12 protein-coding genes are annotated in these 14,121 nt (G+C 71.2%); 3 read left to right on the top strand and 9 right to left on the bottom strand.

The features are described 5' to 3' along the window. Nucleotides 1–156: 156 nt before the first annotated feature. From ABT130_RS44860 to ABT130_RS44830, 7 genes are all read right to left on the bottom strand, one after another. Nucleotides 157–1,692 (bottom strand): FGGY-family carbohydrate kinase, encoded by a 1,536-nt coding sequence (locus ABT130_RS44860; protein ID WP_350930380.1) that lies wholly within the window; start codon nt 1,690–1,692, stop codon nt 157–159. Further along, nucleotides 1,689–3,371: a glycerol-3-phosphate dehydrogenase/oxidase gene (locus ABT130_RS44855; protein ID WP_350966098.1), complete on the bottom strand. Its 1,683-nt coding sequence runs from the start codon at nt 3,369–3,371 to the stop codon at nt 1,689–1,691. Before ABT130_RS44855 ends, ABT130_RS44860 begins: the two co-directional genes overlap by 4 nt. A gap of 69 nt (nt 3,372–3,440) precedes the next feature. Then, nucleotides 3,441–4,328: a 3-hydroxy-5-phosphonooxypentane-2,4-dione thiolase gene (gene lsrF, locus ABT130_RS44850; RefSeq protein ID WP_350930378.1), complete on the bottom strand. Its 888-nt coding sequence runs from the start codon at nt 4,326–4,328 to the stop codon at nt 3,441–3,443. Then, on the bottom strand, nt 4,321–5,334 hold the full coding sequence (locus ABT130_RS44845; protein ID WP_350930377.1) for an ABC transporter permease: 1,014 nt from the start codon (nt 5,332–5,334) through the stop codon (nt 4,321–4,323). Before ABT130_RS44845 ends, lsrF begins: the two co-directional genes overlap by 8 nt. Then, on the bottom strand, nt 5,331–6,290 hold the full coding sequence (locus ABT130_RS44840) for an ABC transporter permease (RefSeq protein ID WP_350930376.1): 960 nt from the start codon (nt 6,288–6,290) through the stop codon (nt 5,331–5,333). Before ABT130_RS44840 ends, ABT130_RS44845 begins: the two co-directional genes overlap by 4 nt. Continuing rightward, on the bottom strand, nt 6,283–7,827 hold the full coding sequence (locus tag ABT130_RS44835; RefSeq protein WP_350966097.1) for a sugar ABC transporter ATP-binding protein: 1,545 nt from the start codon (nt 7,825–7,827) through the stop codon (nt 6,283–6,285). Before ABT130_RS44835 ends, ABT130_RS44840 begins: the two co-directional genes overlap by 8 nt. Before the next feature lie 28 nt (nt 7,828–7,855). Next, a complete protein-coding gene (locus ABT130_RS44830) occupies nt 7,856–9,040 on the bottom strand; it encodes an ABC transporter substrate-binding protein (protein WP_350930374.1) in 1,185 nt (394 codons plus the stop codon). A 224-nt stretch (nt 9,041–9,264) separates the two neighbouring features. Here ABT130_RS44830 and ABT130_RS44825 point away from each other — a divergent pair, with 224 nt between their 5' ends. Next, nucleotides 9,265–10,002 carry a GntR family transcriptional regulator gene (locus tag ABT130_RS44825; protein ID WP_350930381.1) on the top strand — a complete coding sequence of 246 codons (738 nt, stop codon included), beginning with the start codon at nt 9,265–9,267 and terminating at the stop codon, nt 10,000–10,002. Here ABT130_RS44825 and ABT130_RS44820 read toward each other — a convergent pair. Continuing rightward, nucleotides 9,984–10,520 (bottom strand): GNAT family N-acetyltransferase, encoded by a 537-nt coding sequence (locus tag ABT130_RS44820; RefSeq protein WP_350930373.1) that lies wholly within the window; start codon nt 10,518–10,520, stop codon nt 9,984–9,986. The two genes, ABT130_RS44825 and ABT130_RS44820, sit on opposite strands and share 19 nt — an antisense overlap. Nucleotides 10,521–10,628: 108 nt before the next feature. On the opposite strand from ABT130_RS44820, the gene ABT130_RS44815 reads away from it, so the two are divergent. After that, the gene (locus tag ABT130_RS44815; RefSeq protein ID WP_350966096.1) at nt 10,629–11,846 is read left to right on the top strand and encodes an FAD-dependent oxidoreductase; all 1,218 of its coding nucleotides are present in this window, start codon (nt 10,629–10,631) and stop codon (nt 11,844–11,846) included. Between the two features lie 65 nt (nt 11,847–11,911). Next, nucleotides 11,912–13,243 carry a class II 3-deoxy-7-phosphoheptulonate synthase gene (locus ABT130_RS44810; RefSeq protein WP_343966042.1) on the top strand — a complete coding sequence of 444 codons (1,332 nt, stop codon included), beginning with the start codon at nt 11,912–11,914 and terminating at the stop codon, nt 13,241–13,243. Between the two features lie 143 nt (nt 13,244–13,386). On the opposite strand, the gene trxA is transcribed toward ABT130_RS44810, so the two are convergent. Further along, nucleotides 13,387–13,758 (bottom strand): thioredoxin, encoded by a 372-nt coding sequence (gene trxA, locus ABT130_RS44805; RefSeq protein WP_030908921.1) that lies wholly within the window; start codon nt 13,756–13,758, stop codon nt 13,387–13,389. Nucleotides 13,759–14,121 lie beyond the last annotated feature (363 nt).

The following is a 14,121-nucleotide window of genomic DNA, read 5'->3' as shown; positions in this document are numbered from 1 at the left end:
CCGGTTATCGGGGCGACGACGTCCTGGACCCGGCCGGGATGACGGAGGCGTCGGGGCGGCCCGCGCACGCCTGGTCACGGCCCGGCGCCCGCGTCCCGGGTTCCCGGCAGGCGCCCGGCGGCGGCCGTGACCGGCCGGCCCGGCGCCCTCCCGGCCTTACCCGGCGTCGGCGGGACCGGCCGTGCGGTACCGATCGACCTCCGACCAGGCGGACGACATGCCGGCCAGCGTCCGGTCGAAGACCTCCGAGTGCCGCAGGTACGCCTCCCGGTGGGGGCCTGGAAGCACGCACAGGTCGTCCTCGTCGCTGACCGACCACGGCTGGAGATCGTGGCCGAGCGCGGCGGGCAGCAGCGAGGCGACGCCGCGTGCTCCCAGCTCGCTGGTGAGCTGACGGCGGACCGGCCGCCCCAGCACATCGGCGAAGATCTGCGCCCAGACCTCGGATCGGGCGCCGCCACCGGCCAGCCGCCACGGCCGGTCCCCGATGTCGGCTCCGCTGGCCAGGACCCGGTCGAGCTGGACCCGGTGGTACTGGGCGACCCCCTCGATGACCGCGCGGGTGAGATGCCCGCGGCGGTGCACGCCGGAGATGCCGAGGAAGGTCCCCGACGCCGCGGGGTGTTCGGGGGCTCCGTTGACGAAGGGCAGGAACAGCAGGCCCTCCGCGCCCGGCGGCACCATGGCCGCCTCCCCGAGCAGGTCCGCCGCGAGCAGGCCGCCGACCTGGTCGTGCGGCACCGACGCGCACGCCAGCCATTCGAGGTTGGCGGCCGAGGTCGGCGCGACCTCCATGGCCAGCATCGTGGCCGGGTCGGGCATCAGCGCGCTCATGGTGACCTCGGGCGCCGGGGTGCGGGCGGGCACCACGGCCCCGTTGATGGCCCACGTCCCGACGATGATCGTCACGTCTCCGAGGCCGCGTCCCCCGGCGCCGAGCGTCGCCGCCACGCAGTCCATGCAACCGGCGATCACCGGCAGTCCCTCGGGGAGTCCGGTGCGTGCCGCGGCCTGGGCGCTCAGCCCGGCGACCACGTCACTGGACTGGCGCAGCGGAGGGAACCGGTCGAGGTCGCTCGCCGGCAGCCCCACCAGCTCCAGCGCCGTCGGGGTGTAGGCGCGGGTGTCGAGGGCCACCATGCCGAAGGCGCTGGCGTCGCTGTAGTCGGCGCTCGGCACACCGGTGAGCTGCGCGGTGACCCAGTCCTTGCAGGACAGTGCCCACCGGGTGGCCCGGTAGCTCTCCGGCTCGACGTCGTGCAGCCAGCGCAGCAGCACGGCGGGCTGTGCGGCCCACGGGATGGAGCCGGTCTCCCTGGCCAGCCGCCTGGCCTCCCGCTCCGGGATCGCGTCCACGATCCGCTGGGCCCGGCTGTCCGACGACGCGATGGCGGGCCCGACCGGCCTCAGGGCGGCGTCGACCGGATACAGTCCGTTACCGTGGGCCGCCACCCCGATGCCCGCCGGGGTGTATCCGTCGGCGGCCAGCTTCCCGGTGAGCTCGCCGAGCAGCGCCATGACCGTGTCGGCCAGCCCGAGCATGTCGACGTCGTGACGGTGCGCGGTCACGCTGGTGCGGGGGGTGCGGGCGTGCACGACGCCGAGTTCCCGCCCCTCGGTGTCGAAGGCCGCGACCTTCGAGGCCGTCAGGCCGATGTCGACACCGATATAGCACGTGTCCGGGGCTGTCACGAGGTCCTCCTGTCGCTACTCCGCAGTGTGGCCGACGGGGTGGCCGACGGGGTGGCCGACGTGGCCAGAACCCGCGGCCTGAAGCGCCGCAGTTCGGCCTCGTAGCCGGTGATCTCGGCGCGGGCCCGCCCTTCGTCCCAGCCGAGGTGACGTACGGCGATGTCGGCGCAGGCCGCGGCCGCCTTCAGGCCCATGTCGGGCCCGAGTCCAATCAGGGTACGTCGTAGCAGGATGTCCCCCAGCGTCACGGCGCCCTCCTCGCGCACCGCCATCACCACCTCGGCGGCGAGCGCGCCGGTCTCCTCGTCGACGACCTCGGCGAGTGTGTCGTCCGTCTCAGCGAGTTCGAGCACCCTGCGGGCCCGTACGCCGTAGACGTCGAGCAGCCGGCGCGACTGCGCCGGGGTGAGCGGCGAGGAGCGCATGAAGTCCGCGCTGAAGGTCGGCCAGTCGGCGGTGTCGGCTCCGGGGAAGGCCCGGGAGCGGGTGAGGCAGCGCCGGCGAGTGCGGCCGAGCGCGCGCAGCACCGCGTCGGTGACGTCCTCGGCGAGGGCGCGGTGGGTCGTCAGCTTGCCGCCGATGACCGTGAACAGCCCCGGGTGGGCCGGGGCGTGGCTGTGCACCGTGTGCCCACGGCTGATCTTGGCGTTGTCGGAGATCCCGGCGGTGTACGGCAGAGGCCGGACGCCGGCCACGCTGTAGAGCACGTCGTCGGGGGTGAGGCCGGCGTTCGGAAAGATCCGGTTGGTCTCGGCGAGCAGGTAGTCGATCTCCTCGTCGCTGGTGACGACCTCGTCGAGATCGTCCTCGTAGGTCAGGTCCGTGCTGCCCAGCATGTAGCGCCCCTCCCAGGGGAGGACGAAGATCGGCCGATGGTCGGCGGCCGCCTCGAAGAAGATGCAGGTGTCGGGCGCGCCCGGGAACGCGTCGACGACGATGTGGCTGCCCTTGGTGCCGCCGTTGAGGCGCCGGCTGGCCACCTGCCCGTCGAGGATCCTGTCGATCCACGGGCCGGCCGCGTTCACCGTGACCGCGGCCCGGATCTCGGTTCGCGCACCGGAGGCGTTGTCCTCGGCCCGTATCCCGGCGATCCGGTCGTTCTCCACGACCAGCCCGGTGACCGTGGTGTGGGTGAGCACCCGCGCGCCGAGCCGCCGGGCGTCGAGGAGCAACTCGACGCAGAGCCGCTCGGCCCACGGCACCTGCGCGTCGGGGAACAGCGAGGCCCCGCGCAGGCCGCGCCTCGACAGCGTGGGCCACCTGCGGGCCACCGCGCGGAGGGACACACTGCGGCTGCGGCCGTGCCTGCGCCCCGTCGACAGGACGTCGAACGCGGCCAGGCCGAGCCGGATCAGCGGGCCGGGCCTGCTGTCACCCGCGTAGGAGGGGATCAGCATGGGGTAGTCGCGAACGAGGTGCGGGGCGTTGCGGAACAGCAGGTGCCGCTCACGGATCGACTCCCGCACGAGGTTGAAGTCGTAGCGTTCGAGGTACTTCAGCCCGCCGTGGATCAGCCGGCTGGACGTGCTCGACGTTCCCGAACCCACGTCGGCGCGGTCGACGACGACGACACGCAGGCCACGGGTGGCGGCGTCACGGGCTATGGCGAGCCCGTTGATACCGGCTCCGATGACGGCGAGGTCGACGACGTCGTCAGATCCGGCTGGTTGTTGCGACATGGGAGCTCCCGGGAGATGACGGGACCGGGCCCCGGCGGTCTCGCGCCGGGGCCCGAGCCCCAGAAGGGGTCAGGACGCGGTGCCGGCGGCCGAGTGGTCCTTGAAGAGCTGGTATGCCTCTTCGGGCTTCACCTCGTCGTGCACGACGGCGCGGATCGCCGCGAGCATGCCGGCGGGGTTCTCGCTCTGGAAGATGTTGCGGCCCATGTCGACGCCGGCGGCACCCTCCTGGATCGACCGGTAGGCCATCGTCAGGGCGTCGAGTTCGGGCAGCTTCTTGCCACCCGCGACGATGATCGGCACCGGGCAGCTCGCGGTGACGGTCTCGAAGCCCTCCTCGACGTAGTACGTCTTGACGATGTGCGCGCCCATCTCCGCGCTGATCCGGGTGGCCAGCCGGAAGTAGCGGGCGTCGCGGACCATGTCCTTGCCGACGGCGGTGACGCCGAGCACGGCGACACCGTGCCGCTGGCCGGCGTCCACCAGCGCGGCGAGGTTGGCGATCGACCGCGACTCGTTCTCGCTGCCGACGAAGACCTGGATGGCCACGGCCGCGGCGTTGAGCCGTACCGCGTCCTCCATGTCCAGGGCGATGTGCTCGTCGGAGAGGTCGCGCAGCACGCTCGGGCCGCCGCTGGCGCGCAGCACGATGCCGGCGTCGGTGGCCGGCGGGATGCTGGTGCGCAGCACGCCCCGGGTCAGCATGATCGCGTCGGCGTTGGGCACCAGCGGGGCGATGTTGACGTCGATGCGCTCAAGGCCGGCCATCGGGCCGAGGAAGTAGCCGTGGTCGAACGCGAGCATCACGGTCCGGCCGGTGTCGGCCCTGAAGATGCGCGCGAGCCGGTTCTGCAGGCCCCAGTCCTGGGCCTGTGCGCCCTTGACGTGGAAGCCGCCGGTCACGGAGGCGGCGCCGCCGAAGTCGCGGGCGTCGAGCAGACCGTCGGTGTCAGCCATGGGTGTTCTCTCCAGTGGTTGTGGTGGTGACGGCCGCGGGTCGCGGCCGCCGTCGGAAACGGGAGGATGTGCCGGCGACGCGGTCACCGCCGCCTGCGAGGAAGAGGACCAGCAGCACCAGACCGCCCTTGAGCAGGTTCTGCGCCGCACTGCTCCAGCCCACGAGGTTGACCAGGCCGTCCAGCAGGATGAAGAAGAGCGCGGCCCCCCAGACACCGACGGGCACGGCCCGCCCGCCCGAGATGAGCGTTCCGCCGATCACGACGACGGCCACCGAGTCGAGCAGGTAGCGCGTGCCGAGGTCCGCGGAGGGCGCGATGTAGGCGGCCAGCAGGGCTCCGGTCAGACCGGCCAGCGCGCCGCTGGCCAGGTAGGTCACCGCGATGATCCGCGCGACGGGGATTCCGGCGCGCTCGGCCGCCCGGCGGTTCTGTCCCACCGCGATCAGCGAACGGCCGTAGATCGTGCCGCGCAGCAGTGCGATGACCAGGACGGTCACCACCGCGATGGCCACGGCGAGGATGGGGATGCCCGCCGGGCGCAGGTTGAGCAGGCTCCGCAGTCCCGGATCGGGCACCGCGCTGAAACCGTTCGCCAGCGACAGCGTGCCCGAGGAGGCGATGAGCCCGGCGGCCAGCGTGGCGATGATCGGCGGAACGGACAGGCCGAGGATCGCCACCGTGCTGATCGCCGCGATGACGAGACCCACACCGGCGCCCGCGAGGATTCCCAACGTCGCCGAGCCGGTGGACGAGGCCGCCAGGACCGAGACGAATCCGGCGAGGGAGATGATCGGCGCCACGGAGACGTCGATGTTGCCGGGACCTGCGGTGATGACGAGCATCTGCCCGAGTCCCACGATGACCAGGTAGGGCGCCAGGGACAGGGCCAGGGAGACCGTCTGGCCGCCCCCCTGACCTGAGATGGCCAGGATGATCAGCCAGACGAGCGCCGCCGCGGCGAAACCCCAGATCCACGGACGCGCAACGAGCGCGCGGATGTTCATCGCAGCACCTTTCCGACCAGGACGCGTCCGGCGAGCACGGCCAGGACGATCACGCCTTGAACCGCCGACTGCATGTTGGTCGGCACATCGAGCAGGCTGAGGACCACGCTGACCAGGCCGAGGGTCACGCCGCCGACCACCACTCCCCAGGGCACGGCGCTGCCGCCGTGGAAGGAGCCGCCGCCGAGGATCACCGCCGCCACCGTCATCAGGGTGTAGCTGGAGGCCGACGAGACGTCACCGCCCCCGGTCTGGGAGGCCAGCACGAGCCCGGACAGCACGCCGAGCGCGCCCGCGGCGGTGTAGGCGATGGCCCGCGACGCCAGCGGGCGCAGGCCCGCCCGCTCCAGGGCCACCGGGTTGCTGCCCAGGCCGCGCATCCGGACCCCGAGGGTGCTGCGCGCGCTGAGCAGGTAGACCAGCGCGGCGACGAGGAGGATCGGCAGCAGCGGCGCCGGGAACCCGGCGGGCTGCCACATGCCGAAGGCCGCCAGCCACTCCGGGGTCGTTCCGCCGGGTGTCGGCAGGACGAACATGCCCAGCCCCAGCCAGACGAACGACGCGCCGAGGGTGGCGATGAGCGACGGCACCCTGCGCAGGTGGATGAGAACGCCGAGCACGGTGTAGGAGGCGACGAGCCCGAGCAGGATCAGGACCCCGACGAGCGGGGAGGTCACCAGCCTGGTCGCCGTGATCACGGTGACCAGGCCGACGAAGGTACCGATGCCGAGGTCGATGTCACCGACCGCCATCAGCGTCATCTGGGCCTGGGCCGCGATGACCAGGGGCACGGTCGCCGAGAGGACCAGCGACAGCCCGGCCACGCTCAGCACGTCCGGCTGCAGCGACGCGCAGACGGCGATCATCGCGATCATGGCGACGGCGCTGACCACGGCCGGGGCCGTCCGGCGCATCCGCGCCCGGCTCGGCAGGGCCGGCACGAGAGTCTCACTCATGGTTCTGCGCTCCATCGGACTCGGCGAACGAGACGGCGATGATCCTCTCCTCGGAGATCTCCGCCCCGGCCAGCTCGGCGACCACCCGGCCGGCCCGGAAGACGTAGACCCGGTCGCAGTGGGCCATCTCGGCGTTCTCGCTCGAATACCAGACGACGCTCCGGCCCTGGGCCGCCTCCTGGCGGATGAGGCCGTACAGGTCGGTCTTGGTGTGCACGTCGACTCCCCGGAAGGGGTCGTCGAGCAGGACGAGGTCGGCCGCCGAGGCGAACGCCCGGGCGACGATCACCTTCTGCTGGTTTCCGCCGCTGAGCTCGGTCATCGCCGCGTCCGGGCCGCCTCGGATCGCGAGACGATCGACCCAGCTCCGCACGACCGCGCGCTCCTCGGCGGGGCGGCGCAGACCTCGGCGCGCGATACCGCGTGCCGCGGTCACCACGAGGTTCTCCGCCACGCTCCACAGCGGCAGTACCCCGGAACGCTGCCGGTCGCCCGGCACGTAAGCCCGGGTGCCGCGCACCTTCGTGTCACGCCGCACCGGGTGCCACAGGCGTTCGAGCACCTCCTGCTGGCCCTGACCGGCCAGCCCGGCCAGGCCCACGACCTCACCCGCGCCGACCCGTACGGAGACGTCGCGCAGTCCGGGACCGGTGGCGCCGCGCAACTCCGCCAGCACCGGCCGATCCCCGGAGGCGTCCTCGGCGGCCGTGATCCGCTCGTTCCCGGTCCTCGCGGCGACCTCGGCCCCCATCAGGGTCAGTACGTCGTGCTCGCCGAGTCCGCTCGCGGGCCGTTCGGCGATGACCGCCCCGTCGCGCAGCACGGCGACGCGGTCGGCCACCGAGAGGACCTCCCGGATGCGGTGCGAGATGAGCAGCACGGCCACGCCGCCCGCGGTGAGGGTGCGGACGTAGTCGTACAGCGAGCGCGCGGCGTCCGGGCCGAGGGACTCGGTGGGCTCGTCGAGGATCAGCAGGTCCAGCCGGTCGACCAGGCTGGCCCGGACGATCTCGACCATCTGGCGCTGGGCCAGCGACAGGTCCTCGATCCGGTCGCCCGGGGCCACCCCGTGGCCGGGGAACATCTCGTCGAGCCTGCGCCGTACGCCGTCACCGGCCGCCCGCCGCCAGCCCAGCCGGGGAAGGCAGTGGCGTGAGGAGACCCAGATGTTCTCCGCGACCGTGAGGTCGGGGCAGAGCGACGTCTCCTGGTAGGCCATCCGCACGCCGTGGAAGTCCCCGGCCCGCGGCCCGGCCTCGCCCGAGGCGTCCCGCCCGCACACCGTGACCGTGCCCTCGTCGCAGGCCTCCAGCCCGGCGAGGACCCGCATCAGCGTGCTCTTGCCGGCTCCGTTGTGGCCGACGAGGCCGAGCACCTCGCCGGCCCGTACCTCAAGGTCGACACCGGTGAGGGCCCGGGTGCGCCCGTACGTCTTGGTCACGCCCCTCGCGATCACGACGGACTGCTGCTCGGACGGTCCCCCGCCTGTCTCCCGCGAAGCCGCGAGCGGCTTGGCGGCGAAGTTGTCGACGTGCATGAGGCGGCCTCCTCCGTGCCTTCCCCGCCTAACCGGCAGCCGTCGGGATCGGCGGCTGCACCGGCGCTCCACCGGTCTGCACGGCCTTGACCTGCTCGCGGAAGAGCTCACGCGTCCAGGGCCAGGCGGCGTACTCGTCGGGCTTGAGGACGGAGGCCCAGGCGTCCCGGTCCTTCTGCTCGACCAGGACGATCGGGAAGGTCATGTGCTTGGGGATGTCCCGCTTCTCCAGCAGGTCGAGCGCCTGCCACAGCGCGGCGACCGACTGGCCCGGGTCGGACATGACGGCCACCGAACCGTTGTCGATCTTGTTGTCCTTCCAGTAGCTCAGCGCGCGGCCGTTGGTCTCGAACGTCACCGCGGGAACCGGCTTGCCCGCCGTGGCGAAGGCCTGGGCGACGCCGTAGCCGTCGCCACAGCCGACGACGCCGTCGACCTTCGGCACACTCGACAGCACGCCGAGCACGGCCTTCTGCGCGGTGGCGCCGTCACACATCCCGTTCACCGTCGCGACGGTCTTCACACCGGGGTACTCACCGAGGATCTTCTTGGTGGTCTCGAGCATCTCGGCCTCGGGCTGCGAGCCGACGACACCCCGGCTGACGATGACGTTGCCCTTGCCTCCGATGCCTTCCAGCAGCGGCTTGGCCGCGTAGGTGGCCCAGTCGACGAAGCTGTTCTGCAGCACGTAGGCGCACTCCGACTCGATCGCGGAGTCGAAGACCACGACGGTGACGCCCGCGGAACACGCCTGCTGGATGACCGGCTTGAGCGCGGTGGGCGAGGCCGGGTCGATGAGCAGGGCGTCCGGCTTCTGCAGCAGGAGGCTCTTGATCTGGGCGACCTGCTCGGTCGCGGAGTTCTCTCCCGGCGCGTTGACGACCTTGTACTTGCTGATCAGGCCGTCGGCCTGGGCCTGGCCCGCCGCCGCCTCGAATTTGGCGATCATCGTCTGGCGCCAGCCGTTGCCGATGAAGCCGTTGCTCAGGGCGATGAACGGCTTCTCACCGGAGGTCTCCGCGGCGGCGCCGCCGGAGGTGCCGGCACCGGAGTCACCGGAGCCGCAACCGGCCGCCAGGACCGCGAGGGCGGTCAGTGACGCCGCCGAGGCCGCACGCCAGTGCCGGGATGTGGGACGGATACGCATCATGGTCTCCAGAGAGGGCAGGTCCGCCGAGGCGGTGCGAGTCGAGGCCGTGAACTCATCGCTCATAGGGGGCGTAGCGGCGTAGTCATTACAGACCTGTAGTGACAGGTACGCTAAATCCACGTTACGTGGATGTCAAGAGCCTCTTTTATTCCTGCTCAGCGGGTAGGTAGACGGGAATCCACTCGGCGTCACCGGATTCCTGTCACGACAGGATCACCGTCCTGTCATGACAGGTCTGCCCATATGAAATGCTTTCCTGGACGCCCCCCGAGGAGGTTTCCGTGACGATGACGTATCCGCGCCTCGACCGCGACGGAACGGAGCCGCTGTGGATGCAGCTGATGCGCGCACTGCGGGCGACCATCGAGAGCGGTGAGTTCGGCGCGGACCGGCCGCTGCCGTCGGAGGCCGAGCTCACCGACATGTTCGGGGTCTCCCGAACCGTCGTCAGGGAGGCCCTGCGCGAGCTCGTGCAGCAGGGCCTGATCTATAAGATCAAGGGGCGGGGCGCCTTCGTCTCGCCACGCAAGACCGAACTGAACTTCATCGGGTCGATGTCCGGCTCCGCCGACGACCTGCGGGAGTCCGGCCGCCGTGTGACCACCCGGACCATCCGCCAGTCGCTCGGCGAGGCCGACGAGCGGGAGGCCGCCCTGCTGCGGATCCCACCCGGGGAACAGGTGGTCAGGCTGCGCAGGCTCCGGCGCGTCGACGGGCAGCCCTGGCTGCTCGTCGACACCGCCCTGCCCGCCCGCCTGGTGCCCGGCCTGGAGCGCGCCGTGCTGGAGAACCAGTCACTGTACGACCTGCTGCGGCGGCGCTACGGGATCGAGCCCGCCGCCGCCGACCGGTGGATCGAGGCCGCCTTCCCCAACCGCGAGGACGCCGCGCTGCTCGAGGTCTCCACCTCGACGCCACTGCTCGGCATCGAGTCGGTCGCCTGGATGCCCGACGGCACGCGGTTCGAGGCCTACTACGCGCTGCACCGCAGCGACCGGACACGTTTCTACGTCGGCATTCGCTGACCGGAGGGCGCCCCGGCCGGGGCGCCGAGGCGGAACATCTCCAACTCGAGGCCGTAGAAGCGGCCGGTCAGTCCGGCCGGGGTCATGCCGAGCCTGCGGCAGACGGCCATGGAGGCGTCGTTGCCCGGCATGACGAGGGCGTACACCTCCTTGATCCCGGAGGCGAAGCCGCGTTCCACTGCACCCCTGGCGGCCTCGGTCGCGTAGCCGTTCCCCCACGAGTCGGGGTGGAGGTGCCAGCCCACCTCGATCTCACCGTCCCCGCCGACGATCGGCTGGAACAGAACGGTTCCGGCCGCGACCCCGCTCTGCCGGACCTCGACGGCCCAGACACCGAACCCGCGGTCCCGCCGGTTCAGGGCGTGCCAGCGATCCACCGTCGCCGTCGCCTCGAAGTCGCGGGGCGGCAGCCAGCGGGTGACCTCGTCACGGGTGTAGATATCGGTGATCCGGTCGAGGTCGGCGCGGTCGTGGGTCCACTCGCGAACGACGAGGCGTTCGGTCTGATAAATGGTCATATGCCTACTTTGGCCCAGCCAGGCCGGCCGCGTGCCCGCGAGGAAAAGAGCGCGCCCGCTGTTCTCTTCGGCGGCATCCCGTGCCAGAATTTCATGGGGTGATGAATTATGACTCGGAACACGTGTGTGATCGCCGGGGGCGGTCCCGCCGGGGCGATGCTCGCGCTACTGCTGGCCAGGGCCGGCGTCGAGGTGACGCTCCTGGAGAAGCACGGTGACTTCCTGCGCGACTTCAGGGGCGACACCATCCATCCGTCGACCCTCCAGATCCTCGACGAGCTCGGCCTGGCCGAGGAATTTCACCGGCTCCCTCACCGCAAGGTGTACGGTCTGGAGCTCCAGACCGACGACACCACGGTGTCGGTCGCCGATCTATCAGGACTTAAAGGCAAATATCAGTACATCGCCTTCGTGCCGCAGTGGGAGTTCCTCGACCTGCTGACCAGTGCCGCCGCCAGGTATCCGAACTTCCACCTCCTCATGGGGTCCGAGGTCCACGGAGTGATCCGCGAAGGCGACACGGTGCGCGGGGTGCGCTACCGGGACGCCTCCGGCGAGCACGAGCTGCGCGCGACGCTCACCGTGGCCGCCGACGGCCGCCGCTCCGACGTGCGTAAGGCCGCCGGGCTGGTCCCCGTGGAGCACGGGGCCCCGATGGACGTGGTCTGGTTCCGGCTGCCGCGCGAGCCCACCGACTCCGAGTCGGCGTTCCTGCGAGTGTCGGCGGGCCACCTGATGGTGTCGATCAACCGCGAGACCTACTGGCAGCTCGCCTACGTGATCCCCAAGAACGGCTTCGAGGCACTGCGCTCGGCGGGGATAGCGGCACTGCGCGAGCAGGTCGCCAGGCTCCTGCCCTTCCTGGCGGACCGGGTAGGGCTGCTGTCCGGCTTCGAGGACGTCAGCGTGCTGTCGGTCGCGCTCAACCGGCTGCGCCGCTGGCACCGGCCGGGGCTGCTGATCATCGGTGACGCCGCGCACGCCATGTCGCCGGTCTTCGGCGTCGGCATCAACCTGGCCGTGCAGGACGCGGTCGCCGCCGCGAACCTGCTGGCCGGACCGCTCGCCGCCGGGGCCGAGATCCCCGAGTCGCTGCTCGCGAGGGTCCAGCGGCGGCGCACCCCGCCCACCGTGATCACCCAGTTCGCCCAGCGTGTCGTCCAGAACCGGCTGATCCGGCCGGCGCTGACCGAGCGCACCCGCCCGGTGCGGCTGCCCCGCGACGTCGCCCGCCTTCCCGTGCTGGGCCTGCTGGCCAGACGCTTCATCGGCCTGGGCGTCCTGCCCGAACACGTCGCCGACCCCTCGGGGTCTCACCAGGCATAAAGACCTTCTCACCATGTGGACAATCGGGTCCGTTCGCACAGCCGGTTGCAATAGCCTGGTATGTCGTGAGCATCAACCTCGATTCCTGGCGGCAGCTGCCTGCGGCGCAGCAGCCCGTGTGGCCTGACCGCGGCGAGCTGGACAAGGTCGTCACCGAGCTGAAGGGACTCCCGCCCCTCGTCTTCGCGGGCGAGTGCGACAACCTCAAGGCGGACCTGGCGGCGGTGACACGGGGCGAGGCCTTCGTCCTGCAGGGCGGAGACTGCGCCGAGACCTTCGCCGGCGCCACCGCCGACGACGTGCGCAACAAGCTCAAGACGCTGCTCCAGATGGCGATCGTGCTCACCTACGCGGCCAAGGTCCCCGTGGTGAAGATCGGCCGCATGGCCGGGCAGTTCGCCAAGCCCCGCTCGAAGAACACCGAGATCCGTGACGGCGTCGAGCTGCCCGCCTACCGGGGCGACATGGTCAACGGCTTCGACTTCACCGCCGACTCCCGCATCCCCGACCCGGGGCGGCTGCTGCGCGCCTACCACTCCTCCGCGGTGACGCTCAACCTGGTCCGCGCCTTCACCAAGGGCGGCTACGCCGACCTGCGCCAGGTGCACGCCTGGAACCAGGACTTCGTGGGCGAGTCCCCGGCCGGCAAGCGCTACGAGCAGCTCGCCCGCGAGATCGACCAGGCGCTGGCCTTCATGCGCGCCTGCGGGGCGGAGCCCGAGGAGTTCCACACCGTGGAGTTCTACTCCTCGCACGAGGCGCTGATCCTCGACTACGACCAGGCGCTCACCCGGATCGACTCGCGGACCGGCCGGCCGTACGACGTCTCGGCGCACATGGTCTGGATCGGCGAGCGCACCCGCCAGCTCGACGGCGCGCACGTCGAGTTCTTCGCCAGCATCCGCAACCCGATCGGCGTCAAGCTCGGCCCGACGACCAGCGCCGAGGACGCCCTCGCGCTGATCGAGAAGCTCAACCCCGACAACGAGGCGGGGCGGCTGACCTTCATCACCCGGATGGGCGCGTCGAAGATCCGTGACCACCTTCCCGAGCTGGTGGAGAAGGTGACCGCGAGCGGCGCCCAGGTGGCGTGGATCTGCGACCCCATGCACGGCAACACCTTCGAGGCGCCCAGCGGCCACAAGACCCGCCGCCTGGACGACGTCCTGAACGAGGTGGCGGGCTTCTTCGAGGTGCACCGCGCGCTCGGCACCCACCCGGGCGGCGTCCACATCGAGTTCACCGGCGACGACGTCACCGAGTGCGTGGGCGGCGGTGCCGAGATCGTCGAGGACGACCTGGCCCGGCGCTACGAGACGGCCTGCGACCCGCGTCTCAACCGCGGCCAGTCGCTCGACCTGGCCTTCCGGGTGGCCGAGCTCTACCGCTCGGTCTGACACCCGCTCCCCTCGCGGCCCGGGCCCCTTTGAAGGGGCCCGGGCCGCGAGGGGGTCCGGCTCCACGCGAACGATCGAGAATCCGCGAGGGGGCTCACAGGTTCGCGGAGGCGATCCCCGAGCGGACGAAGGCCCGGTCCGTGTCAGCCCTTCTGGACACCGAGTTCGTTGGCGAGCTCGGCGCGGATCGCGTCCATGTCGAGTGCGCGGACCTGACCGATGAGGTCCTCCAGAGCGGGCTCGGGCAGCGCGCCCGGCTGGGCGAAGACGACGATGCCGTCCCGGATGGCCATGATCGTCGGGATCGACGTGATCTCGAATCCCTGGGCGAGGGCCTGCTCGGCCTCGGTGTCGATCTTGCCGAACTTGATGTCCGTGTGCTTCGCGGAGGACTTCTCGAAAATCGGCCCGAAGGTGCGGCACGGTCCGCACCAGGCCGCCCAGAAGTCCAGCAGGACGATCCCCTCATCGGCGATGTCGTTGAAGTTCTTCTCGGTTACCTCGATGGTGGCCACCGTTGGCTCCTTCTGTCGTTCACATCTGTATGGCTGGCATAACCACTTCCCGCCCGCGAGCATTCCATCCCGCCGGCCTCCGTCCCCCTCGAACCGGGTGACCTGGGAGGCCGCCGCCCGTGGGGGGCCACGGGGCCCGGGCTCGCCGCGTCCCCGGTGTTCACCGGCCCGGCGAAGACATCGGCCGCCCCGGCCGGGGTGCCCTCATGATCGTTTCCTCGGTCGTCGCGGAGCCGCCCTGCTCACCGGCCTGGCGGCCTGCCGGGGGTCCCCACCGCCGTGCCAGGTCAACCGGGCTTCATGAACGTACGAGGAACGCTTGGCACGTGTCAAGATGCGGAATCACATCTCGCATTGCGTCAC

Origin of the sequence: Streptosporangium sp. NPDC001681 (genome assembly GCF_040298085.1) — a bacterium.
Lineage (GTDB): Bacteria > Actinomycetota > Actinomycetes > Streptosporangiales > Streptosporangiaceae > Streptosporangium.
This window is presented reverse-complemented; position numbering and strand designations above follow the sequence as displayed.

Coding starts and splice junctions, on each gene's coding strand:
- ABT130_RS44855 (WP_350966098.1), bottom strand. CDS start 3,371: ATGTCGCAACAACCAGCCGGATCTGACGACGTCGTCGACCTCGCCGTC.
- lsrF (WP_350930378.1), bottom strand. CDS start 4,328: ATGGCTGACACCGACGGTCTGCTCGACGCCCGCGACTTCGGCGGCGCC.
- ABT130_RS44845 (WP_350930377.1), bottom strand. CDS start 5,334: ATGAACATCCGCGCGCTCGTTGCGCGTCCGTGGATCTGGGGTTTCGCC.
- ABT130_RS44840 (WP_350930376.1), bottom strand. CDS start 6,290: ATGAGTGAGACTCTCGTGCCGGCCCTGCCGAGCCGGGCGCGGATGCGC.
- ABT130_RS44835 (WP_350966097.1), bottom strand. CDS start 7,827: ATGCACGTCGACAACTTCGCCGCCAAGCCGCTCGCGGCTTCGCGGGAG.
- ABT130_RS44830 (WP_350930374.1), bottom strand. CDS start 9,040: ATGAGCGATGAGTTCACGGCCTCGACTCGCACCGCCTCGGCGGACCTG.
- ABT130_RS44825 (WP_350930381.1), top strand. CDS start 9,265: ATGACGTATCCGCGCCTCGACCGCGACGGAACGGAGCCGCTGTGGATG.
- ABT130_RS44820 (WP_350930373.1), bottom strand. CDS start 10,520: ATGACCATTTATCAGACCGAACGCCTCGTCGTTCGCGAGTGGACCCAC.
- ABT130_RS44815 (WP_350966096.1), top strand. CDS start 10,629: ATGACTCGGAACACGTGTGTGATCGCCGGGGGCGGTCCCGCCGGGGCG.